Origin of the sequence: Herbaspirillum sp. GCM10030257 (assembly GCF_042666555.1) — a bacterium.
Taxonomy (GTDB): Bacteria; Pseudomonadota; Gammaproteobacteria; order Burkholderiales; family Burkholderiaceae_D; genus Noviherbaspirillum.
On the sequence record NZ_JBHTDH010000004.1, the window covers coordinates 363,054 to 384,023 of the forward strand.

The 20,970-nt window shown below is 56.6% G+C and carries 26 protein-coding genes; all 26 read left to right on the forward strand.

The window, feature by feature from the left end; genetic code table 11:
- Positions 1 to 93: 93 nt before the first annotated feature.
- The 26 genes from ACFQUU_RS08715 to ACFQUU_RS08840 all read left to right on the forward strand — a co-directional run bounded on the left by ACFQUU_RS08715 (position 94) and on the right by ACFQUU_RS08840 (position 20,801).
- Positions 94 to 573, forward strand: coding sequence for a phage terminase small subunit P27 family (locus tag ACFQUU_RS08715; protein ID WP_382245596.1), 480 nt, complete (start codon positions 94 to 96; stop codon positions 571 to 573).
- Positions 566 to 2,281, forward strand: coding sequence for a terminase large subunit (locus tag ACFQUU_RS08720; protein ID WP_382245599.1), 1,716 nt, complete (start codon positions 566 to 568; stop codon positions 2,279 to 2,281). The genes ACFQUU_RS08715 and ACFQUU_RS08720 overlap by 8 nt, the downstream gene beginning before the upstream one ends.
- Positions 2,278 to 2,439, forward strand: a complete 162-nt coding sequence (locus tag ACFQUU_RS08725; protein WP_199724753.1) for a hypothetical protein — start codon at positions 2,278 to 2,280, stop codon at positions 2,437 to 2,439. Before ACFQUU_RS08720 ends, ACFQUU_RS08725 begins: the two co-directional genes overlap by 4 nt.
- A gap of 3 nt (positions 2,440 to 2,442) precedes the next feature.
- Positions 2,443 to 3,678, forward strand: a complete 1,236-nt coding sequence (locus ACFQUU_RS08730) for a phage portal protein (RefSeq protein ID WP_382245603.1) — start codon at positions 2,443 to 2,445, stop codon at positions 3,676 to 3,678.
- Positions 3,675 to 4,634 carry a S49 family peptidase gene (locus ACFQUU_RS08735; protein ID WP_382245606.1) on the forward strand — a complete coding sequence of 320 codons (960 nt, stop codon included), beginning with the start codon at positions 3,675 to 3,677 and terminating at the stop codon, positions 4,632 to 4,634. The genes ACFQUU_RS08730 and ACFQUU_RS08735 overlap by 4 nt, the downstream gene beginning before the upstream one ends.
- A 62-nt stretch (positions 4,635 to 4,696) precedes the next feature.
- A complete protein-coding gene (locus ACFQUU_RS08740) occupies positions 4,697 to 6,016 on the forward strand; it encodes a phage major capsid protein (protein WP_382245609.1) in 1,320 nt (439 codons plus the stop codon).
- Between the two features lie 79 nt (positions 6,017 to 6,095).
- The gene (locus ACFQUU_RS08745) at positions 6,096 to 6,314 is read left to right on the forward strand and encodes a hypothetical protein (protein WP_382245612.1); all 219 of its coding nucleotides are present in this window, start codon (positions 6,096 to 6,098) and stop codon (positions 6,312 to 6,314) included.
- A 3-nt stretch (positions 6,315 to 6,317) separates the two neighbouring features.
- Positions 6,318 to 6,872, forward strand: a complete 555-nt coding sequence (locus tag ACFQUU_RS08750) for a hypothetical protein (protein ID WP_382245615.1) — start codon at positions 6,318 to 6,320, stop codon at positions 6,870 to 6,872.
- Positions 6,873 to 7,208: a phage head closure protein gene (locus tag ACFQUU_RS08755; protein WP_382245618.1), complete on the forward strand. Its 336-nt coding sequence runs from the start codon at positions 6,873 to 6,875 to the stop codon at positions 7,206 to 7,208. It abuts the gene before it with no gap.
- Positions 7,201 to 7,764 (forward strand): HK97-gp10 family putative phage morphogenesis protein, encoded by a 564-nt coding sequence (locus ACFQUU_RS08760; RefSeq protein ID WP_382245621.1) that lies wholly within the window; start codon positions 7,201 to 7,203, stop codon positions 7,762 to 7,764. The genes ACFQUU_RS08755 and ACFQUU_RS08760 overlap by 8 nt, the downstream gene beginning before the upstream one ends.
- Positions 7,761 to 8,108, forward strand: coding sequence for a hypothetical protein (locus tag ACFQUU_RS08765; RefSeq protein WP_382245624.1), 348 nt, complete (start codon positions 7,761 to 7,763; stop codon positions 8,106 to 8,108). Before ACFQUU_RS08760 ends, ACFQUU_RS08765 begins: the two co-directional genes overlap by 4 nt.
- Positions 8,109 to 8,164: 56 nt before the next feature.
- Complete coding sequence (locus tag ACFQUU_RS08770) at positions 8,165 to 8,338, forward strand: hypothetical protein (protein WP_382245627.1); 174 nt, start codon at positions 8,165 to 8,167, stop codon at positions 8,336 to 8,338.
- A gap of 5 nt (positions 8,339 to 8,343) precedes the next feature.
- Entirely contained in the window at positions 8,344 to 9,276 is a 933-nt protein-coding gene (locus ACFQUU_RS08775; RefSeq protein ID WP_382245630.1) for a phage tail tube protein, read from the forward strand.
- Positions 9,277 to 9,444: 168 nt separating this feature from the next.
- Positions 9,445 to 9,678 (forward strand): hypothetical protein, encoded by a 234-nt coding sequence (locus tag ACFQUU_RS08780; protein WP_382245634.1) that lies wholly within the window; start codon positions 9,445 to 9,447, stop codon positions 9,676 to 9,678.
- A gap of 77 nt (positions 9,679 to 9,755) precedes the next feature.
- Positions 9,756 to 10,067, forward strand: a complete 312-nt coding sequence (locus ACFQUU_RS08785) for a hypothetical protein (protein WP_382245637.1) — start codon at positions 9,756 to 9,758, stop codon at positions 10,065 to 10,067.
- A 37-nt stretch (positions 10,068 to 10,104) separates the two neighbouring features.
- Entirely contained in the window at positions 10,105 to 14,400 is a 4,296-nt protein-coding gene (locus ACFQUU_RS08790; RefSeq protein ID WP_382245640.1) for a hypothetical protein, read from the forward strand.
- Positions 14,397 to 15,917 carry a hypothetical protein gene (locus ACFQUU_RS08795; RefSeq protein ID WP_382245643.1) on the forward strand — a complete coding sequence of 507 codons (1,521 nt, stop codon included), beginning with the start codon at positions 14,397 to 14,399 and terminating at the stop codon, positions 15,915 to 15,917. Before ACFQUU_RS08790 ends, ACFQUU_RS08795 begins: the two co-directional genes overlap by 4 nt.
- Before the next feature lie 16 nt (positions 15,918 to 15,933).
- Positions 15,934 to 16,791: a hypothetical protein gene (locus ACFQUU_RS08800; RefSeq protein WP_382245645.1), complete on the forward strand. Its 858-nt coding sequence runs from the start codon at positions 15,934 to 15,936 to the stop codon at positions 16,789 to 16,791.
- On the forward strand, positions 16,791 to 17,240 hold the full coding sequence (locus tag ACFQUU_RS08805) for a hypothetical protein (protein WP_382245648.1): 450 nt from the start codon (positions 16,791 to 16,793) through the stop codon (positions 17,238 to 17,240). Before ACFQUU_RS08800 ends, ACFQUU_RS08805 begins: the two co-directional genes overlap by 1 nt.
- A gap of 10 nt (positions 17,241 to 17,250) precedes the next feature.
- Entirely contained in the window at positions 17,251 to 17,745 is a 495-nt protein-coding gene (locus tag ACFQUU_RS08810) for a hypothetical protein (protein ID WP_382245651.1), read from the forward strand.
- Positions 17,745 to 18,977, forward strand: coding sequence for a hypothetical protein (locus tag ACFQUU_RS08815; RefSeq protein WP_382245654.1), 1,233 nt, complete (start codon positions 17,745 to 17,747; stop codon positions 18,975 to 18,977). Before ACFQUU_RS08810 ends, ACFQUU_RS08815 begins: the two co-directional genes overlap by 1 nt.
- Positions 18,978 to 18,989: 12 nt before the next feature.
- On the forward strand, positions 18,990 to 19,613 hold the full coding sequence (locus ACFQUU_RS08820) for a hypothetical protein (protein WP_382245657.1): 624 nt from the start codon (positions 18,990 to 18,992) through the stop codon (positions 19,611 to 19,613).
- Between the two features lie 54 nt (positions 19,614 to 19,667).
- A complete protein-coding gene (locus ACFQUU_RS08825) occupies positions 19,668 to 19,838 on the forward strand; it encodes a hypothetical protein (protein ID WP_382245660.1) in 171 nt (56 codons plus the stop codon).
- Positions 19,835 to 20,257 (forward strand): glycoside hydrolase family protein, encoded by a 423-nt coding sequence (locus ACFQUU_RS08830; protein WP_382245663.1) that lies wholly within the window; start codon positions 19,835 to 19,837, stop codon positions 20,255 to 20,257. The genes ACFQUU_RS08825 and ACFQUU_RS08830 overlap by 4 nt, the downstream gene beginning before the upstream one ends.
- Complete coding sequence (locus tag ACFQUU_RS08835; RefSeq protein ID WP_382245666.1) at positions 20,257 to 20,400, forward strand: hypothetical protein; 144 nt, start codon at positions 20,257 to 20,259, stop codon at positions 20,398 to 20,400. The genes ACFQUU_RS08830 and ACFQUU_RS08835 overlap by 1 nt, the downstream gene beginning before the upstream one ends.
- Positions 20,397 to 20,801, forward strand: a complete 405-nt coding sequence (locus ACFQUU_RS08840) for a DUF1353 domain-containing protein (protein ID WP_382245669.1) — start codon at positions 20,397 to 20,399, stop codon at positions 20,799 to 20,801. The genes ACFQUU_RS08835 and ACFQUU_RS08840 overlap by 4 nt, the downstream gene beginning before the upstream one ends.
- Positions 20,802 to 20,970: the final 169 nt, after the last annotated feature.

A 20,970-nucleotide genomic window follows, 5' to 3' on the forward strand; every position in this document is an offset into this window, starting at 1 on the left:
AATTTTTGTACCCGCGAAAAATAAAATTTAAAGTTTGGCCGGCGGGCCTCCCGCTGGGGTGGTGCTTGGCTGCAACAGAGATAGGAGTTCAACATGCCTGGTGTCGCCGGGCGCTCCGGCCGCAAACCCAAGCCGACGTCGCGGAAGGTGGCAGCAGGTAACCCCGGCAAGCGGGCGCTAAACAAGGAAGAGCCCAATTTTGGGGCGGTAACCAACATCGATCCGCCCGAATGGATCGATGGTTTGGCCCGGGAGATGTGGGAGCGAGTCGTTCCGCTGCTCTGCAAGCAGAAGGTCCTGCAGATGACGGACTTGCACAACGTCGAGGTGTTCTGCCTGGCGTACGCGAACTTTCGCAACGCCGCGGTGGACATGGCACGTAACGGTCTTGTGGTCTCCGGTGCTCAGGGCGGGCCGGTCAAGAATCCGGCGGCAACGGTTTTCAATGAAGCGTCGCGGCAGCTGGCCACGTTTGGTGCGTTGCTCGGTCTGGATCCGTCCAGCCGGACACGACTGATGGGCGGCGGCAAGACGAAGTCGGACAACCCATTCGCAGCACTTCTCAATGACTAAGCGCAAAGAGCTGTACCCGCGCGTAGATGCTGGGCTGAAGTGGGCACGTGACGTCATAGCCGGGAAGGTTCCGGCGTGCCGCTATACCAAGCTGGCATGTCAGCGCCACTTCGACGACATGGCGGCCAGCCGGTCGAAGGGATTTAAGTACCGATTCGATCCTGCGGCGGCAGAGCGCAAGCTGAAGCTGATCGAGCTCATGCCCCATACCAAGGGCGAGTGGGCTTTCAAGAGGCAGCTAGTCACGCTTGAGCCTTGGCAGAAGTTCGGCCTTGCGTGTACGTTCGGCTGGAAGCGGAAAAAGGATGGGCTTCGCCGTTTCCGCGAAAGTTATTGGGAAGTCCCCCGGAAGAACGGCAAAAGTGTCATCGCCGCCGGCGTTGGAATCTCGATGTTCATTCTGGACGATGAGTTCGGCGCCGAAGTCTATGCGGGCGCAACCACCGAGAAGCAAGCTTGGGAGGTGTTCCGGCCAGCGCGCCTGATGGTCAAGCGGTCCCCGATGTTGATCGAGGCTGCTGGCATCGAGGTTAATGCACAGAACATGAACAAGCCGGAAGACGGCAGTCGGTTCGAGCCGCTAATCGGAAACCCAGGTGACGGTGCGTCGCCATCCTGCGCGATCGTCGACGAGTATCACGAGCATGACACTGCGGTGCTCTACGAAACTATGCTTACCGGTATGGGTGCGCGCCGGCAGGCACTAATGTTCATTATCACGACCGCCGGTGCGAACATTGAAGGGCCTTGCTACGACAAGCGGCGACAGGTCATCGAAATGCTTGAGGGCACTGTCCCCGACGATGAACTGTTTGGTGTGATTTTCACCATCGACGAAGGTGACGATTGGACGGATCCAAAGGTTTTGGCGAAAGCCAACCCCAATATCGGTGTTTCGGTGTTCCAGGACTATTTGGAAAGCCAGCAGCAGCGGGCTATACGCAGCGCGCGATTTACCAATACGTTCAAAACCAAGCATTTGAACGTCTGGACGTCAGCGAAAGCAGGCTATTTCAACATCGAGCGCTGGCATGCGTGTGAAGACAAGACGCTCACGCTCGAGCAGTTCGAAGGGCAGGAATGCGTTCTAGCCTTCGACTTGTCGAAAAAGCTGGATTTGACCGCGATGGCTCGCCTTTTCTGGCGTGAAATCGAGGGGAAAAAACATTACTACAGCGTGGCTCCGCGATTCTGGGTGCCAGAAGACACGGTCAAAAATTCCGACAACAAGCGGATGGCTGAGCGATACCAGGCCTGGGTGAACTCGGGACACTTGACCGAAATCGATGGCGCTGAGATTGATTACCGAGAGGTAAAGGCTGAAGCGCTCGAGGCTAACCGGCTCACACCGGTGCAGTCGTGCCCATTGGACCCTACCGGTGCGGCTGCGCTGGCTCACGAACTGGACGATGAAGGTCTGAACCCGGTCACGGTGACTCAGAACTACACCAACATGAGCGATCCGATGAAGGAGGTCGAGGCGGCGATCATGTCTGGCCGCTTCCACCATGACGGCAACCCGATCATGACCTGGTGTATCGGCAACGTGATTGGGAAGAATCTGCCCGGCAGCGACGATATTGTCCGGCCGGTGAAGCAGGGAAATGACAACAAAATCGACGGAGCAGTGTCGCTAATCATGGGCGTCGGACGCGCCATGGCCAGCGATACCGGCGGATCAATTTACGACCAAGGTGTAGGTATATGACAAAACTGGACTGGGCAACTTTTATTGCAGGCGTGGTCGGCTTGCTGCTGTTGTCGGTCGGTGCTGGCATGGTCTACTTTCCAGCAGGGCTGATAACGCTTGGCGCCGGCCTCCTTGGCTGGTCGTACGCCGTCGCGCGCGCTGGTCGCAAGGGGTAACCGATGTTTTTTAGTCAGCTCTTTGGCAGTCAGTCCACGCCTGGTAGCGGTGGATGGCTCTCCGGTATAGGCGGAGCGCGTTCGGAGGCTGGACAGATCGTTACGCCTGACACCGCGCTGGCGCTGACCGCGCTGCAAAACTGTGTCACTTTGCTGGCCGAGAGCATCGCGCAGCTCCCGCTTGAACTGTATCAACGCACAGGTGATGGCCAGCGAGCAGTGGCGCGTGAGCACCCGCTGTATCGCGTACTCGCTTGGGAGCCGAATGAATGGCAAACCCCATTCGAATACCGGGAGCAAGGTCAGATTGCGGCGGGCCTGCGCGGCAATGCCATCAGTTTGATCGATCGAGATCCGGACGGCACCGTCACGGCGCTGTACCCGGTAACGGATCCGGTGCAGGTCTTGCGCGGCAATGACCGAAAGCCGTATTACCGCATTAATGGTGCAGAGCCGATACCACAGCGCATGGTGCACCACGTACGCTGGATAAGCCTGAACAGCTATTTTGGCTTGTCGCCAATTGTTCTGCATGCGAATGCAATTGGGCATGCTCAAGCAATTAGGCAGTACGCCGGCAAGTCGTTCCTGAACGGCACCGCGCTGTCTGGCGTGATCGAACGCCCGCGTGAAAGCTCGCCGATTAAGGACCAGTCTGCTATCGATAAGCTGGTGGACGAGTGGCAAAGGAAGTATGGCGGTAGCGAAAATGCCAAGAAAGTCGCCCTGCTGCAGGAGGGCATGACCTTCAAGCCGCTGTCGATGACAAACGTCGACGCGGACCTGATCGCAGCGTTGAAGCTGACCTCGCTGGAGATTGCGCGCATCTACAAGGTGCCGCCACACATGATTGGTGAGCTCGACAAGGCAACGTTTTCCAACATCGAGCACCAGGCTATCCAATTTGTCATCTATACGCTCCTGCCATGGATCAAGCGGCACGAGCAGGCAATGATGCGTGATTTCCTGCTGCCATCCGAGCGGGCCGAGTATTACATCGAATTTAACGTTTCAGGCCTGCTGCGCGGGGATCAGTCATCGCGTTTCGCTGCATACGCGGTTGCTCGGCAGTGGGGATGGCTGTCCGTCAATGACATCCGACGCCTTGAAAACCTTCCACCCATCGCCGGCGGAGACGTATATCTGCAACCGTTGAATATGATCAATGCGGCGATGCCGCCAACATCTGTGAAGCCCACGGCCGAACAGATTGCTGAAATCGAAGGGATAGTGCAATGAAAAACTTTTTCCGGATTGCCGGGATGATCTTCAACCAGCCGTTGATGGTCACTGACGCGATGCTCGACCAGGCGGCGCATTGGGCAAATCAACAGCTGAGTCTGAATATCCTGAACCTCAGCGTTAGTGCTACAGGCGCGAAGATGATGGAAGACGATGACTATCCATCTGCGCAAGCTGCGCGAGGGGACGATCAGCGCCGGCAGGCCATCGCGGATACTGGTGTGGCTGTGATTCCGGTTCATGGCGTTCTGGTGAGCCGTAGCACGCAGTTGAACATGTGCGAAACAATGACGAGCTACGAACAGTTGCGCAGTCAGTTGAACACGGCACTCTCCGATCCGGCCGTCGAGCATATTGTTCTGGACATTGATAGCCCTGGTGGCAGCACCAACGGCGCATTCGAACTGGCTGACGACATTCATGCTGCGCGTGCAATCAAACCTATCACCGCAATCGTGAATTTCAGTGCATTCTCGGCCGGCTATCTGTTGGCATCGGCGGCCACCGATATTTCAGTGAGCCGGACGTCAGGTGTTGGCTCGATCGGTGTGATCGCCAAGCATATGGACATATCGAAGCGAAACGAGCAGCAGGGCGTAAAGGTAACGACCGTCTACGCCGGTGCGCACAAGAACGATTTGACGCCGCATGAGCCTCTTTCTGACCAGTCGCTGCAATTCCTGAACGACATGGTGCAGGGCTACTACGAGCAGTTTGTCGGCGCCGTGGCGCTATATCGAGGATTGACCGCCGATGCTGTGCGCGCCACCGAAGCAAACGTCTATTTCGGGCAGAAAGGTATTGACCTGCAATTGGCTGACCGCATCGAAACGCCGCAAATGGCCGTCAACCGGATCGCAGCCGAGGTGCAGCAGCGCCGCGCAGAGCGCAATCCCAAACCAACGAAGATTGCTGCTCGAGCTCAAGCGATGGCAATCCAGAACCAACTTTGACCGCGTTCGCGGAATAAGCAACCGGCCGCCTTCGGGCGGTTTTTTACTTTTAGGAGCATTACATGCCAACAATTAACGAACTCCGCAGCGAACGCGCAAAGATTAATACCGCCGTTCAAGCACTGGCCAAGATCGAATCTGACGGTGGCCAGCTCTCCGCTGAGCAGACCCAGCAGTTCACCGATCTGCAGGCTCAATTTGCTGACCTGACAGCACAGATCGACCGTGCCATTGCGGCAGAGCGTCTGGCAGCAATGGCCGCAGTACCGGTGGACAAAACCGGTACCGAAGCCAACCAGCCGAATGCGCCTCCTGCAACCTCTGCTCATGCAACTCCGCGCATTCCCGAAGTGCCGGGCGCCAAGGTGGCCCGTATGGTCCGCGCGCTGGCAGCCGCACAAGGCAACACGCAAATGGCAGCAAAAATTGCAATTGACCGAGGCTTTGGTGAAGAAGTCGCCATGTCACTCAATACCCTGACCTCGAGCGCCGGCGGTATCCTGGTGCCGACCAACCTGTCGAGCGAAATCATCGAGCTGATGCGCCCGAAAGCTGTCGTTCGCCGCCTTGGCGCGCGTGCTCTGCCTCTGAATAACGGCAACGTCACCATGCCTCGCCTGAAGGGTGGTGCGGTAGTCGGTTATATCGGATCTGATTCCGACGTGCCGGCGACGCAGCAACAGTTCGATGACCTCAAGTTGTCAGCAAAAAAGCTGGCTGCGTTGGTTCCAATTTCCAATGACCTGCTCGGATATTCTGGAGCCAATCCCAACGTCGACCGTATTGTCGTGAATGACTTGACCGGCGCGCTGGCCTCTCGCGAAGATAAGGCATTCATCCGTGATGACGGCACCGGCAATACTCCGAAGGGGCTGCTGAGCTGGGCTCTGGCGGGTAATAAGATTGCCGCTTCGGATGGTGCCACGCTTCAGAAGATCGAAACCGACCTGAACAAGCTGATCCTGGCATTGGAGGGCGTTGACGCGAATATGACAGAGCCAGGCTGGCTAATGTCTCCGCGTACGTTCCGCTTTCTCGAAGGCCTGCGTGACGGCAATGGCAACAAGGTCTATCCGGAAATGGCTCAGAAGTTACTGAAAGGCTATCCGGTTGGTCTCACAACTCAGATCCCGAACAACCTTGGCGTCGGTGCCAACGCATCGGAAATCTACTTCGTTGACTTCGGTGACTGCTTCATCGGCGAAGACGAAGAACTGATGATCGACTACTCCAAGGAGGCGACCTACAAGGATAGTGAGGGCAACGTTATCAGCGCCTTCCAGCGTGACCAGACACTGATCCGAGTTATCTCCAAGCATGACTTCGGTCCGCGCCACGTTGAATCGATTGCGATTCTGACCGGCGTCGCCTGGGGCGCTTAATACCGATCAGTTTAAGACCGGTAGTTCCGATGCCGGCCCATAACGGGCCGGCAGCCTTTAATCTAGCAGTGGAGTAAAAATGAAAACTATTGTGAAGTTTGCCAAGCCTTGGTCTATCTACAGCCCTGGCGACGTTGCCGGTTTTGACTCTGAACGCGCTGATCTTCTGATCAAAGGAGAGATTGCACAGTCTCATAAAGAGGCCGTCAAGCCTGCAGCCGGGAAAACGGCTGACCAAAAGACGGGCGATGACAAGCCAACTGACGACAAAGCCGCTGATCAAAAAGCCGGGAAGTAAGTCATGACAGCGGTGCTGGTTTCTTGGGCCGATGAGAATGAGCCGGTCACGCTTGCAGACGTGGCCGCTCAGTGCCGCATCGACGCTGATACTGCTGAAGCGGAAAAGGATTTGATCGAAAAGCTGATCATTCCGGGTGCTCGCCAGCTCGCTGAAACCCGTTCTGGCGCCGCGATCAGGAAGGGTACGTACCGCGAAATCCTCAGATTCTTTCCAGAGGATGAATTCCCTTTGTCCCTGGGGCAGGCGTCGGCGGTCACTTCGCTGAAATGTGGCGGCACGGTCGTCAATCCGGATACCTACCAAGTGATCAATCTTGGCAAAGAAACGCTCCTGTCGCCGTCGTCATCCTGGCCAGCTTCTGGAATGGTCGAAATTGAGTACGACGCAGGCATTGACCTTGCAAAGTACCCAAGCGTGAAACAGTGGATTCTTATGGCGTGCGCCTGGGCTTACAGCCAGCGCGGACTGCTCCTCGTCGGTCAAAAGGTCGAGGAAATGCCGCGGTCCTATGTCGATGCTCTTCTTGAACCCATCTGCACGCCGCCGAGGTTCTGAATGGATGCCGGCAAATTCAACCGACGGATAACGATCCAGCAGCCGGCCGTCAGCCGTGGCAGTAGAGGTGGCGCTGTTGACACTTGGATGGATTGGAAAAAAGACATCTGGGCGAAGGTTACGCCACTGTCTGGAACCGAGCGCCGCGGAACCGAACATGGCGGCGAAGTGGCAGAGGCCCGCACCGAATTTATTATTCGGTACCGCCCCGGCGTCGATGAGACGATGCGGGTCCTGTACAAAGGCAAGTTTTACAACATCAAGCATGTCAAGGACCTGAATGATGACCATGACATTTTGGTTCTGACCTGCGACACCGGTGCTAACGATGGCTGACCGCATCGACGCCTCGAAGCTCTCGGCTGCTTTCGGGGAGCTTCGCGACGACATGCAAAAGCGCACTGCCCGCCGTATGACTGCCGCTGGCGCGAAAGTCGTACGCGAAGATGCAAAGCGGATCGCAGCTGCGGCTGGCCTGCGGCGCACCGGTGCGCTCCTGAATAACATCGTTATGAAGCGCGAGCGGACTCCGGAAGGTATCGAACAATACAACTTGGGTGTCCGCCACGGCCGTGCACTAGGAAGAAAAGCGGAAAAGAAGCTGGTTGTTGGATCGAATGGTCGTGTACAAACGCGCTATGTGAATGACCCTTGGTACTGGGTCATCCTCGAGGTGGGCGCAAAGCCCCACGTCATCACGCCGACGAAGGGTGGCAAGTTGCTGGCATGGACGCAGGTCCCGCGGCCGACACAGTTTGCGCGCAAGGTGAGCCATCCGGGAACGCATGCCACGCCTTTTCTGGCGCCGGCTTTGGAAAGAAATAAAGATGCGGCACTGACGGCCATGGGCAAGCCGCTCGCAGCGGTAATCAAGAGGGCGAACAAGGAATGACGATCAAAGAACTGATCACCGCAGCTTTAACCCCGGTGTTGGCGAATTCATGGGCGGTGGAACTGCCAAAGCGACCGACATGGCCAGCGATTGTGTTCGAAGTGGCGACCGAAGAAGAAAAAGGCTGGTGCGCAGGCGCAGGGTACGACCAGCATGTGGTGAGCGTTTTTAGCCTTGCCAAGACCGTCGAAGAACTGGATTTGCTACGTCCGCAGATCATGGCGGCTATCGAGGCGCTGCCTGGCTACATGGCCGCCGAAGGCGAAGGCGACTCGGATTATGAAGGTGATCCGAACGTTTACGTGTATTACCAAGACTTCCGGATCCGGATGCGCCGAGAGTGATCCAATTCCGCTAAACCATGGCCAGCCACGCGCTGGCCTTTTTCATTTTCAGAGCTATGAGTAAAAAAGCCACAGAACAGCGAGCCGAGCCAAAGCCGAAAAAGCACGTGTCCGAGGTCATCGCGACAGACGAATTCGCCGGGAAGGGCGGGAGCTACATCCTGGACCCGGCAACCGGCAAGCGTACTCCCGTCCCGCAACCTGAAGAAACCCCGACTGAAAAGGAATAGTCATCATGTCAAAACTCATGCGCAACATGCTGGTCGTAATCAAGCCCGAGACTGTCTACGGTACTGATGCAGGCCCGACGGCTGCAGCCAATGCCATTCTGTGCCGCGGCATCACGCCGCAACCGCTGGTTGGCGAATTCGTCGAGCGCTCACTCGTACGCCCCTTCCTAGGCAATAGTGGAAGCATTAACGTTGCAAACCACTCGGAAATCGAACTCGAAGTGGAAATCGCCAGCTCAGGCACTCCCGGCGATGCGCCAAAATGGGGCCCCTTGCTGCGCGCCTGCGCGTTTAGCGAAACCATTGTCGCTGATGAATCAGTGACCTATGCCCCGATCACTGCAGGACAGGAGTCGGCGACGATCTGGGCCTATGTCGACGGCATCCTGCACAAGCTGACAGGGGCGCGCGGTTCTGTTGCATTGGCACTGTCGGCGAAGGGCATCCCGGCATTTAAGTTCAAATTCGTCGGTCTGTATTCCAACGGCGCGGACTCACCAATGCCGACGGATGCTGATTATTCCGGCTTCACCATGCCGCTCGCGATCAACAAGACCAATGTGCCGACATGGACCTTGCACGGCGTATCAGCGGCAATGCAATCGTTTGACATCGACATTGCCAACCAAGTGATCTTCCGCAGCCTGGTCAATCAGGAAGGCGTCTATATCACCGATCGCAAACCGTCCGGCAGCGCGTCGTTTGAAATGCCGTCGCTCGCAGCGAAGAACTGGTTCCAAACGACGATTGCAGGCACCGAGGCACCGTTAGCGATGACGATCGGCGCAACACCTGGTCGCATCATCGAGATCAGCGGACCAAAAGTGCAGATCAGCAATCCGCAGTATCAGGACAGCGAAGGCATCCTGATGCTCAATACGACGCTGGCATTCAATCCCAATGTCGGCAACGACGAGTTAATTATCGTCGCGAAGTAAGCGCCTAAAACTCATGGAAGGAGCTCGCTTCGGCGGGCGCTTCCGTATCTCCAACGTTCTTCAGGGAATAAAACCATGGCCTTTTGCATTGCCGTTAAACCAACATACAAACATCTGATCAAGTTCGACATGCCGGGCCCAAACGGTAAGCGGACCAACGAATCGTTCATGGCCGAATTCAATTATGTCGATCTGGACGAGTTGGACGAACTGCGCGGGAAAACACACAAGGAAGTAATGGAGCGAGTGTTGGCCGGGTGGAATGACCTGATCGACGAGAACGGTGACCAGGTTCCATTCAACGTAGCGACGAAGAAAGCCTTGTACGTCATTCCTCAAGCGTTTGAGGCGCTGGTCAAGGGCTTCTGGGAATCGATCTACGGTGCGAAGCGGGGAAACTGAAACAGGCTGTTCGAATCTGGGCGGGCGAAAGGCAGCCGGCCTCGGTCGCCAAGGTCGATGCGAATGTTGTCGACGGGTTGAGGCAGCTTGGTGCACCAGAGGAAGTAATACAGGCGGCAGAAAAGAATGCTGATAAGCCGGCAGAAGATGAGGATTTCGGTGTCTTCGAAGAAAACTGGCGGACATTCCTCTTCTTCCGGGATCTGCGCACGAAGTGGGACTTGGTCGTTTTGCCAAGCGGACGAGTTAAGCGAGTCGGTCTGCAATGGTCGGAAGCCGAGCGCTTGATGAAGATCCGCCACCTTCCCAGGAAGGATCGAACAGCCTTGTGGGATGACCTTTTGATGATGGAATTAGAGGCGCTAGACGTTTTCAGTCAAGCGCGATGACGGCTCGCTTCGGCGGGCCATTTTTTTAGGTACTGATATGTCGGCTCTTGGTTCTCTCGTTGTTAAGCTTGCTCTCGAGTATGCGCAATACACGCAGGGCCTGAACAAGGCGGATCAGGAAGCGTTGAAATTCGCCCAGAACGCGCAAAAGCACTTTGACATGGTGACATCGGCGGTCGGCGGATTCGTCGGCGGCGTCGTCACTGGCGCCGCGTCTGCCGCTGCTGCATACCTGACCATAGGATCGGCAATCGATCAGGTTAATCAATCGATCCAGCGCATGGATGCGATTGAGAACCTATCGCAAAGGTTAGGCATCGCCCGCGATAAGCTTCAAGAATTTTCGTATATGGCGAAAATGTCGGATTCCAGCCTTGATGGCTTGGCGACCGGCGCGAAGAAGTTATCCGTTTTGATGGCTGAAGCTGCGGGTGGATCCGAGGAAGCGCAAAAAAAGTTTAAGGGAATCGGCGTTTCGGCAACCGATTCAAACGGCAAGCTGCGCGATTCCGGCGAAGTGATGGCGGATATTGCCGACAAGTTCGAGGGAATGAAAAATGGTGCGGGAAAAACTGCGCTGGCGATAGAGCTTTTTGGCAAGTCTGGAGCCGATTTGATTCCGATGCTGAACGGCGGCGGCAAGGCTATGCGCGAAGCTGCGGAAGAAGCCCGCAAATTCGGCCTGGTAGTTTCGGACGAAGCGATCATTGCCGCTGCTGACTTTGGCGATAACTTGGATCGGCTTGGGTCGATCGTCGAAGGCACTTTTAACCAATTGTCCGAAGCCGCGCTTCCGACATTGAACGCGCTTACCGGCGCGATGATCGATTCGCTGACGTCGACTGATTCCCTGAATCAAGCCGCGCAAAATCTGAATAAGGATGGATCTATTGCCTCCTGGGCGGAAGGTGCTGGGCGATTCCTGGCGTTCGTCATGGATGGCGCAATGGGCGTTTCTCGCCTGTTCGAAGGTATCGGAAAAACCATTGGCGCTGCTGCCGCTCAAGTCGCAGCAATTCTCTCCGGCGACCTAGCTGGCGCGAAGGCGATCGGTGAGGCCTGGTCGAAAGATATGGAAGATTTGCTTGATCGTGAGTTGTTTTCATCGCGCTTCGAAGCGAAGCTTGCTGAAGTAAAAAAGACGCTTGCCGAAAAGGCTGAACAAGTTAAAAACGGAAGAAACGGCGGTGACAATGATGCGCCAAACATTTCCGGCGGAAGTGCAGCGAAGGCCGCAAAGGAGCAGCTATCCGATTTCCAGAAACTGACCATTGCTATTAATGAACGCATCGCCGCGATCTCCGCTGAAGATGCGTCAGTCACAAAATTGACAGAAAGCGAGAAATTCGCGACGAAAACGCTTGTCGAATTGCGCGATGGGAAGCTGAAACTTACGACCGCAGAAAGGCAAGCGCTTGCTGTTCGTATGGAAGAAATGATCCTGACGGACCGTCGTGCGGAATCGCGAAAAGAACAAGAAAGGATTGACGCCGAAACGCTGGCATCGCGTGAAAAAGATATTGTCGCCATTCAGGCACAGATCGATAAAACGAACGAGGAAACCGCCGCCTTCCAAAAGCTGCCTTCTGAAATTACGGCGACCACCATCGCCAAGCTGGAAGGGCGGAAAGCCGCACTTGAACTGGCTGGTGCGTACGATTATGAAATTCAACATGTCGAAGCGCTAATACTGAAGAATAAAGAACTGCGCGACTCGCAGGAACGGAAGCAGGTTCAAGCGGCGACGAAAAAGGAAGCGGACGAAGCGGCGAAGGAGTATCAAAAAGCTGCCGACAAAATTGAACAGTCATTGACCGATGCGCTGATGCGCGGCTTCGAGTCCGGAAAAAGTATCGCCGAGAACTTCCGCGACACCCTTATCAACATGTTCAAGACGACGATTCTTCGTCCGACGATTCAGGGTCTTATGATGCCGATTGCAGGCACCCTGGCTAGCGGCGCTTCCGCCGCAACTGGAGGCGGAGGATCTGCTGCTGGCGGCGCTGGAAGTCTTCTCTCGTCGGGCGCAAGTGCTGCTGGCTTGTTCGGTTCTGGCGGCTTGGCTGGCGCCGTCATGGGTGGTGCCGGCTGGGTCACTGGCGCAACGACATTCACTGGTGCGCTGTCGGCGGGCGCTTCGCTGATCGGAACCGGAACCGCCGCTGGCTTCGCGTCCGGCCTGGGCATGATTGCCGGTGCGCTTGGCCCCATTGCGCTGGGCGTCGGTGCGATCATGGCGATTGTTAGCGCGCTGGATGATTCCGGCACGATTCACACTGGCGGCGCCGGCTCTTATTCGGCATCGTCCGGAGCTTCGACGGTCGACGCGCGGGGGCTTGGCTTCATGCGTATCGATACGACTGAAGCGGCGAATGATGCTTCGACATCGATCGCGAAGAACATCGTCGCGGTTCTGGATGGCACGGCGAAGTCTTTCGGCAAGCAAGTCGGCTATTCCGCCGCGACTGCATTCGCTGACGATACTTCGAAGGATGGCGCATGGGGTGCGTTAAAGATCGCATTAAACGGGAATACCGTTCTTGATTGGGATTCCGACCGACAAAGCCGCTGGGCGCCGCGTGAGTATGGCGATGGCGAAGAGGGCCGCAAAGCATACTTGAAAGACCTTGGGTCATCGATCATGGGCGCGCTTGACGCAATGGATCTGCCAGCGTGGGCGCAATCGATGCTTGATGCGATTGGCGACACACCGGCGATCGAGAACATTGCTTCGGTCGTCGAGCAAATTAACGGCACGCAATCGGCAATCGAAATGCTTGGCGAGTTGTTCACCGAATTCGCGGACGTTTCCGATGAATCGATCGCCTTACTGATTAAGTCGGTCGGCGGCGCGCAAAACCTGCTCGGTTCGCTAAGTTCGTTCGCGAATAACTACCTGACAGATGCCGAGCGCCTGGTGCCAGTTTCCAATAAGGTCTCGGGCGTATATGCAGGACTTGGCATGTCGGGCGATACGACGCGCGAACAGTTCACGCAATCGGTTCGTGACGCGATGAAGGATCCGAGTGAGTCCGGGAAAGAACGGCTTCGTCAACTGCTCAGCATCGAAGGCTATGCAGACCAGCTGTTCGATTTCTGGGAAGCGGGTTCGAAGGATGCGGCGGCGCAGGCAAAGAAAAATGCCGACGACGCAATAGCAAAGGCACGCGCCACTTCTTCCAAAGAGGCTCAATGGTTGCGTCTGTCCGGAAACGCGGCAGAAGCGACGAAGATCGAACGCAATCTTGAGATCGATGCAATGGAGGCATCGCTGCGTCCGATTCAGGAGCGCATCAATAAGCTTCAGGACGCCAAAGATGCCGAAGCGTTGGCAATCGAGAATCTGGACAAGTCGCGAGACAACCTGCTTTCGGCCTACGATCGCGAATCTGGTGTGCTTGAGCAGACTGCCGACAAGTTCGACGGCTTTGCCAAGTCGCTAAAAGTATTCAAGGCCCAGCTTCTTATTGGCAACCTGACGACGTTATCGCCGGAGCAGCGTTACCAGGCTGCGAAGGAGAACTTCCAGTCTGTAGCGGCGCGTGCAAAGCAGGGCGACGAAGAGGCGATGGCAGAGCTGCAGGGTGCTTCGCAAGATTTTCTTGAGATCTCTCGGGAGTATTACGCGAGTTCGGAACAGTACGTCGCCGATTTCGCGCTGGTGCAAGCCGCAATCGGAAACGCTGCAGACTCTGCTGAAGACCAGGCACAAACTGCGCGTGACCAGCTCACAGAGATGAGGAACCAGCTTGCCGCGCTTGGTGTGCTGAACACGTCCGTGTTGTCGGTGAAGGATGCGGTAGGTCAGTATCTTACGGCTCTCAATTCCAAGGCGGCGGCAAGCCAGGGCGTTATTAATGCAGGCGGCACCGTAGCTGGCGGATCGCCCGCATCGGCCATTAATTCGATTGTCGAAAACCTGTACGCAACACTTGCAGGGAAGACCGGCAGTCAGATCGATGACGAAGGGCGTTCATTTTGGGCAGGACAACTGGCAACGAAAAGCTATGCGGAAGTCGAGCAGACCTTCTCGAATTCCGTAACCGACTACAACCGGCTTCATGGAAGCAACTATGGCGGCATCGACAGTGTTCCGTTCGATGGATTCGTGTCTGAACTGCACAGGGGAGAAGAAGTTGTCTCCGTGGCTAACAAGCAGCGGCAGGCCTTGGCCTTGGCGCAATTGAACAAGACCATGACCGAAGTAAAAACCGAGCTGCAGGCTGCCAATTCTCAGCGCAGTGCTGTGGCCCAGCTGGAAGCCGGCAAACTGGACGACGTAAAGACGAAGCTGGATACCGTCTCGCGCCAACTCGCAAAGGTAGGAGCATGATTCGAATCGAATTGACAGCAGCAATCGACGCTGCAGGCACGTTGCAGACGTTTTATCTGTCAGACACGGATCTTGCTACGACGCCAACCGATACACCGGCAAATCAGGCATTTGTTCCGCGCCTGATTGATGCGGGCCGGCTTGGCGTCAATGCGTTCTCCGATGGTCGGACCGGTGGTGGTACCAAGCTGGAAACGGGCGAGATTGTCATTGCCAATGCAGATGGCGTGCTCGATGACTGGATCAACTATTCGTTCGACGGGCGGCCAGTGAAGATCCGCTCAGGCGAGCCCGGTGCGGCATATCCGGCTGGCTTTGCCCTGATTCTTTCCGGGACAGTGGAATCGATCGATGCCTCGTTCGAAACCATCATCGTTCGCCTGAGGGACAAGCAATTCATTCTCGACAAACCTGTCCTCTCAAACCAGTACGCTGGGAACAATGCGCTTCCGAACGGTTTGGAAGGCCTGGCCACGGACCTGAAAGGGCGCCGTAAGCCACGCGCATACGGAAAGGTGTTCAACGTTGCGCCACCGTTGGTCAACACGTTACGACTGATCTATGAAGTCGGCGTTGCGGCGACTGTCGACGCAGTGTATGACCGTGGCTTGGTGCTGACTGCAGGAGCGGCGTACGCATCGCAGGCTGACATGGAAGCGAACGCACCGGCGGCTGGCCAGTATCGAGCATGGGCGGCAGGCGGCTACATCCGTCTTGGCTCCAACCCGGCGGGCCTGATCACCGCAGACCTGACGCAGGGCGCCACCGCAGCGGCGCGGACTGCAGGGCAGATCCTGCAGCAGCTTGCTTTGTCGGCTGGCTTGACGGCCGGTGAGGTATCCGCTGCGGATGTAACCGCGCTGGATGCCTTGAATTCGGCGGTGGTCGGGATCTGGCTAGACGGCGAGACCACGTTTCGTGAAGCAATGGACCAGGTTGCGGCGAGCATTGGTGCCTACTATGCGTTCGACTCGACCGGACTGCTCCGGATGGGGCGGTTATCAACTCCTGCGGGCGCACCGGTGGCGACATTGGAGCTGTACGACTATAAGCGCGATGTCCAGCGGCAGGCCCCGCGTGACAACGGCGTGCCGATATGGCGCGCGACGGTCAGACATTCCCGGATATGGAACGTTCAGGGCTCTGACTTGGCAGGAGGCGTGGCAGCTGACCGGCGCGCTTACCTGGCGGAAGAAGCCCGGGCGGAAAAGACGGAAGACGCAGCAATCAAGACGCAATGGACACTCGCCGGAGAGGCCGAATTCGAGACGCTTCTAACCTCGGCAGCCGATGCGCAGGCCGAGGCGGCACGCTTGCTGGCGCTCTACAAGGTGCGCCGGGACATTTTTGAGGTGCCGGTACCAATTTCCTACTTGTCGGCAAACCCGTTACGGATCATGGATTTGGTGCAAATGAAGATGCCGCGCTTCGGCATGGCCGCTGGCCGACTGTTCCGCGTGCTCGGGATCCGGATTGAGCTGGGCAACAAGCAGGCACTTCTGACTTTATGGGGCTGATGGCATGGCAAATTGCATGATCGGATTTCCGAACCGTGCGGACTCGGCGGCGCTTTCCGGTGGCGGATGGGTTGCAACACTGCCGATCACAAATATCAAGGACCGGACGCTTGGCAAGGTGGCGCGTTCAACGAACCTGCTCCCGGCCAATACCCAGTTCGACATCGACCAGGGCACCGCGGTCAATACGCGTGCGCTGGCCTTCGTCAACCATAACTTCTCGCTGGACGCCAAGTACCGGATCCGCGGCACCAACGATCCCGGCGGCTCCTATGCGCCTGGAGCACTAGCCTATGACTCGGGCTGGTCGGACGTCTGGCCAGAAGTCTATCCATACGGCACCAAAGAATGGGAAGAGGATTCTTTCTGGTCCGGCAAGTACACGCCAGAGGAAATTGAAGGCTATACGCGCACCCTGGTGCACCTGTTGCCAATCAATCTCGCTGTGCGTCGGTGGCATATCGAGATTGACGATCAGACCAATCCTGCCGGCTATGCCGAGTTCGGCCGCTTGTTTATCGGCCCGGTATGGCAGCCGGTCAACAACATGTCACGCAATGGTTCCGTCGGGTGGGAGACCAAGACGCAGGTACAGGATCTGTATTCGGGAGGCGAGGTCTTCGATGCCAGGAAGCCGTTCCGAGTGGCGCGCTTCTCCCTCAACTGGATGGACGAGGACGAGGGCCTTGCGATCGCGTTCGAGCTGCTGCGGCGGGCCGGCATTGACAAGGAAGTCCTCTGGATCCACGACCCGGATGACACCGTGCATGCCATCCGGCGCCGGTTCATCGGTCGCTTGCGTGAACTGAGCCCGATTGAAAACCCGTATCACAACGTCAATTCCACATCCTTTCAGATAAAGGAGATTCAGTAATGTCCCAAGTGACCTTTGACCCAGCGGTCGGTGGCGATGGCTCCACGGTAGCCGATACAAGTGATCCGAACATCGGCTTGGGCAATGGCGGATACCGCACACGCCTAGTGCCGGCACTTGCTCAGATCGTCGCGATTGCCATCTTCCTGAAGAACAAAGCTGCTGAAGCTCTGGGCTATCGCGATCAAACGCAGGCCTTGCGCGATCAGGCGGAAACGTTCAAGAACGCCGCACAGGCTGCTGCGTCGACTGCCGGCGGAGCTGCGGCTTTCATCGATACGAACCCGATCGTGAAGGGAAGTGCCGACGCGACGAAGCAGGTCCGTATCGAGGTCGATACGAATGTTCCTACTGCATCAACAGTTGTCCTTACTGCTCCAGCGGCAAACGGAACGCTTTACACGGCGGAACAGGCACTCGCCGATCTGCACACAGCTAATTTCTACTAAGGGAGGCACTATGCCAGCAGCAAAACTTTATACACGGCCACAGTTACAAGAAATCGTGAACCTTGAGGTCATCGCTGGTGCGGTCGCCTGTACGCTCAGTGCGTCAACCCCGGCGACCGTGTACCAACTGCAATCCCGCGATTACTCGGCCGGGGTAGCCGCCAATGCCCTTCTGAACTATACGGTCGGCGCCGAGGGTGCGGTCCTTAATGACATCCAGGCAGCGGTCATTGCCACCATTGCGTCGGACGTTATCGTATATCTGTTCACGTCTAACGACGGTGGTGCGACAAAGCGCTTGCGTGCGACAGCTACCATTAAAGCGCAAACGATCAACACGACCACCGCGCCAGTCCCTGCGAAATTCCAGTCAGCTGGTGCGACCTGGGCGACTGTCGATGATCCGCGACGTCTTGCACCAGGTACGCAGATTTACATCGGCGTTGCGACCGCGACTAGCGTTGTCGTTACCGGCGAATTGCAAGAGTACAAGAGGTTCGCATAATGGCGAATCAAGACCTTGAAACCGTCGCCAATACGCTACGGCGCAAACCCGCTACGGCGGCCGCGGCGGCCGTCGCGTCGGCAATGAAGTTTTACTTCGCAAATCACAACGTCGCGTTAAGCACATATGTCCAATCGAACTGCGGTTGCGCGTTTTCCGGCACTGGCCTAATCGGCTTTGTTAGTAACCAAAGTTGGACGAGCGGTTTGACGCTTTGCGGGGTATCGTCACTCGTTGGCGGTTCTGCAAAGCCGTATAAGCTTGAGGGCACTCCAAGAGAGTTGCGCAACGAAAACGGCGCGTTAATTGCCTTGACGAACGGGAATAGCGGAAGTTATACCGGTTCTTTTGTCATTGAGGATACGGTATTGCGTCGAGGGGTCAAACGCGATCCGTCGTACGCGGATACCAACGTTACGGCCGCGTATTACAATGGCGTGGCGTTCATTGCGGATAACTACTCGACGTTTACCGTTGACGCGTTTGAGTTACCGACGCCGGGCGGCGCGTCGCCGGTACTGAAATGGACAAAGCAATACAGCGGCGGGAGTTCTATAAACAAAATCGTCTGTACCCCTGCAGGCCGCCTTTACCTGCTATTCGATAGCTATTTGCTTGAGATTGACCCCGCGAACGGCAATATTCTTAAGCAAATTGGCACGCATCGCGCCGCGAGTAGCTACACGACGCGCATGTTTGCAACTGCCGAGGCTTTGTTTATTACGTACATGGATAGCGCAACGCTATTTTTCTATGTGTACGACTTGGACTTAACAACGTGGTGGACTTCGAACGCGAACGTATCGCCCACGAGTAATTATTCGCATTTATGCTCGGACGGTAAAAACGCATGGTCATTTTCCGCGTACGGGTCGAGTAACGCCCCCAGTCCGGGCGGCGGGTACGTTTACAAGCTTACCAAAGACGGTTGGGAGCAAGTCTATTCGATTTCCTTTAGTAACGGCGGGTACGCCTACGCGAACGGCATAGATTACGACCCAGTAACTGGCATGATTCATTGCATGGGCGCGTACGTATCGTTCGGGTTCCTTGCGGCCGACCCGTCGGCGGGCTCAAAGTCGTTCGGGTCCTATGGCTCAATGTCTCGTACTGGTACGAAAGGCACCCCCGCCAAAACGGCGACCTCGATCGCCTCGGCGGTTTCGGCCTCGACAGTTGGGCAAAAATTGAGCGTTCAAAACCTGTACGGCGGCGTCACCGTCGAAACCTAACGAGGGCAAACCATGTTCAGAATCTGTTTTCTCACTGACCCACCGACGGCCGACCGCGAGCCGGTACCGCCCGGCGTAAATACCGACCCCGACGTACTCAAGACGTTGACGCAATACGAGGGGCAAAACGAACTTACGATGGGCTTCGCCTGGTATAGCGACGAGCGGTTCGAGGTGCCGGCATTCGACCCGTCGACGCAAGCACCAGACGGCATCGACCAAATCCTTGAAATCAACACCGACGAATATTTCGTGCGGTTCACCCAAGGCCTCCGCCCTCTGACCGAGGACGAGCTTGCCCAGCGAGCTGCTGAGCGTGCGCAACAGGAGGCGGCCTTGATCAGACAATACGACGGTATCGTGCAGCGTCATCTCGACGCCGTCGCCAAGTCCTTTGGCTACGGTGATCCCAACCGTCCGGAGGTGTCGCCGATCCTGCACGCTATCTCGTACGCAGAGGAGCCGGCCGTCGAGCGGTTCATGAATGAGGGCAGGGCGCTGCGTGCATGGCGCTCGCTTGTATGGGTGGCCGCTGCCGGCATCCTTAATGCGGTCAAGGCCGGCGAACGAGGAGTGCCTACCGAAGCCGAGCTGCTCGCTGAGCTGCCACATCCACCGACGCAAGACCCGCTGTAACCCATCCAACCCGCTTCGGCGGGTTTTTTTATGCCCTCAACAATAAGGCCTGGAATGCCAAACATCGACAAAGACCTTCAGAAGGAAATCCTGAAAGAGGCAATTTCAGAGTGGCTGGATAAACAATTCGCCACTCTGGGCAAATGGACGCTGGGCGGCATCTGCTCGGCTGGGTTGGCAGCGTTGGCCTATTGGATGCTGACTTCGCAAGGTTGGCACAAATGAATATAGAAAATCTCACGTCGGAATTAATTGTCGACGAAGCATTGAAGCTGAAGCCGTATCACTGCACCGCTGGCAAGCTAACCATCGGCATCGGCAGAAACCTTGATGACGTCGGCATCAGTGCGGACGAGGCCCGCTACCTACTCAAGAATGATATTGATCGCGTCTGCACTCAGCTGGACGCGGCGCTTCCTTGGTGGCGGACGATGTCCGAGCGACGGCAGCGCGTATTGGCAAATATGTGCTTCAACATGGGTATCGGTAATTCGACACGTGGCCTGCTGTCGTTCCGAAACACCTTGGCGTCAATGCAGCGCGGCGACTACAAGGCTGCGGCAAAGGGAATGCGCGATTCGGCGTGGGCAAAGCAGGTTGGCGCAAGGTCCGAACGTCTGGCAAAAATGATGGAGGAAGGTTGATGAAAAAGCTAATCACACTTGCACTCGTCCTGCTGCTCGCGGGCTGCGCCAATCTCCGATTTCAATGGGCAGCCAGCTACGCCACCGATAACGTGCTCGCCGACCTGGAGCGCGCAAATAAACCCGTCGAGTCTGCAAAATGACGGCCCGCTTCTTGACGGATTTGCACTTGGGCTACAGTGCAGATGGTGAGCGCAAGAGGCTTGATGCGCCACTGGAATACGAATCTGACGTGGCCAAGCGCATTTTCGTCGTGCCTGCTGGGTTCGAGACCGACCTTGCGTCGGTCCCCAGGTTGCCACTTGCCTACATGCTGTTTGGTGGCGTGGGCGATGCCGCCGCGGTTGTGCATGACTATCTTTACACCACGCAGAAGGTCAGCCGAAAGATGGCGGATAACGTGCTGGCCGAAGCCATGAAGGTGTCAGGGGTCGCCGGCTGGCGCCGTGGCCCGATGTGGTTCGGGGTGCGTATGTTCGGCTGGCTGCACTGGAAAAAACCTAAGCCTTTACAGCTGGATTCGGAAGACTTCTACGTCGGCTGACCGGTCGTAAAAACACTGGGCGAGATCGTGGCGCGCTGAAACTGCGTGTTGAGGTAGCATTTGCGGCGGGAACGGCGTGTCAGGAGTTTATAACGATACAAGGGACGAATCCTTAGCCACAGAAACGTTGTTTATAAACAACAAAGTCGCCCCTAGACCAAAATATTTT

Coding starts and splice junctions, on each gene's coding strand:
- ACFQUU_RS08715 (WP_382245596.1), top strand. CDS start 94: ATGCCTGGTGTCGCCGGGCGCTCCGGCCGCAAACCCAAGCCGACGTCG.
- ACFQUU_RS08720 (WP_382245599.1), top strand. CDS start 566: ATGACTAAGCGCAAAGAGCTGTACCCGCGCGTAGATGCTGGGCTGAAG.
- ACFQUU_RS08725 (WP_199724753.1), top strand. CDS start 2,278: ATGACAAAACTGGACTGGGCAACTTTTATTGCAGGCGTGGTCGGCTTG.
- ACFQUU_RS08730 (WP_382245603.1), top strand. CDS start 2,443: ATGTTTTTTAGTCAGCTCTTTGGCAGTCAGTCCACGCCTGGTAGCGGT.
- ACFQUU_RS08735 (WP_382245606.1), top strand. CDS start 3,675: ATGAAAAACTTTTTCCGGATTGCCGGGATGATCTTCAACCAGCCGTTG.
- ACFQUU_RS08740 (WP_382245609.1), top strand. CDS start 4,697: ATGCCAACAATTAACGAACTCCGCAGCGAACGCGCAAAGATTAATACC.
- ACFQUU_RS08745 (WP_382245612.1), top strand. CDS start 6,096: ATGAAAACTATTGTGAAGTTTGCCAAGCCTTGGTCTATCTACAGCCCT.
- ACFQUU_RS08750 (WP_382245615.1), top strand. CDS start 6,318: ATGACAGCGGTGCTGGTTTCTTGGGCCGATGAGAATGAGCCGGTCACG.
- ACFQUU_RS08755 (WP_382245618.1), top strand. CDS start 6,873: ATGGATGCCGGCAAATTCAACCGACGGATAACGATCCAGCAGCCGGCC.
- ACFQUU_RS08760 (WP_382245621.1), top strand. CDS start 7,201: ATGGCTGACCGCATCGACGCCTCGAAGCTCTCGGCTGCTTTCGGGGAG.
- ACFQUU_RS08765 (WP_382245624.1), top strand. CDS start 7,761: ATGACGATCAAAGAACTGATCACCGCAGCTTTAACCCCGGTGTTGGCG.
- ACFQUU_RS08770 (WP_382245627.1), top strand. CDS start 8,165: ATGAGTAAAAAAGCCACAGAACAGCGAGCCGAGCCAAAGCCGAAAAAG.
- ACFQUU_RS08775 (WP_382245630.1), top strand. CDS start 8,344: ATGTCAAAACTCATGCGCAACATGCTGGTCGTAATCAAGCCCGAGACT.
- ACFQUU_RS08780 (WP_382245634.1), top strand. CDS start 9,445: ATGGCCGAATTCAATTATGTCGATCTGGACGAGTTGGACGAACTGCGC.
- ACFQUU_RS08790 (WP_382245640.1), top strand. CDS start 10,105: ATGTCGGCTCTTGGTTCTCTCGTTGTTAAGCTTGCTCTCGAGTATGCG.
- ACFQUU_RS08795 (WP_382245643.1), top strand. CDS start 14,397: ATGATTCGAATCGAATTGACAGCAGCAATCGACGCTGCAGGCACGTTG.
- ACFQUU_RS08800 (WP_382245645.1), top strand. CDS start 15,934: ATGATCGGATTTCCGAACCGTGCGGACTCGGCGGCGCTTTCCGGTGGC.
- ACFQUU_RS08805 (WP_382245648.1), top strand. CDS start 16,791: ATGTCCCAAGTGACCTTTGACCCAGCGGTCGGTGGCGATGGCTCCACG.
- ACFQUU_RS08810 (WP_382245651.1), top strand. CDS start 17,251: ATGCCAGCAGCAAAACTTTATACACGGCCACAGTTACAAGAAATCGTG.
- ACFQUU_RS08815 (WP_382245654.1), top strand. CDS start 17,745: ATGGCGAATCAAGACCTTGAAACCGTCGCCAATACGCTACGGCGCAAA.
- ACFQUU_RS08820 (WP_382245657.1), top strand. CDS start 18,990: ATGTTCAGAATCTGTTTTCTCACTGACCCACCGACGGCCGACCGCGAG.
- ACFQUU_RS08825 (WP_382245660.1), top strand. CDS start 19,668: ATGCCAAACATCGACAAAGACCTTCAGAAGGAAATCCTGAAAGAGGCA.
- ACFQUU_RS08830 (WP_382245663.1), top strand. CDS start 19,835: ATGAATATAGAAAATCTCACGTCGGAATTAATTGTCGACGAAGCATTG.
- ACFQUU_RS08835 (WP_382245666.1), top strand. CDS start 20,257: ATGAAAAAGCTAATCACACTTGCACTCGTCCTGCTGCTCGCGGGCTGC.
- ACFQUU_RS08840 (WP_382245669.1), top strand. CDS start 20,397: ATGACGGCCCGCTTCTTGACGGATTTGCACTTGGGCTACAGTGCAGAT.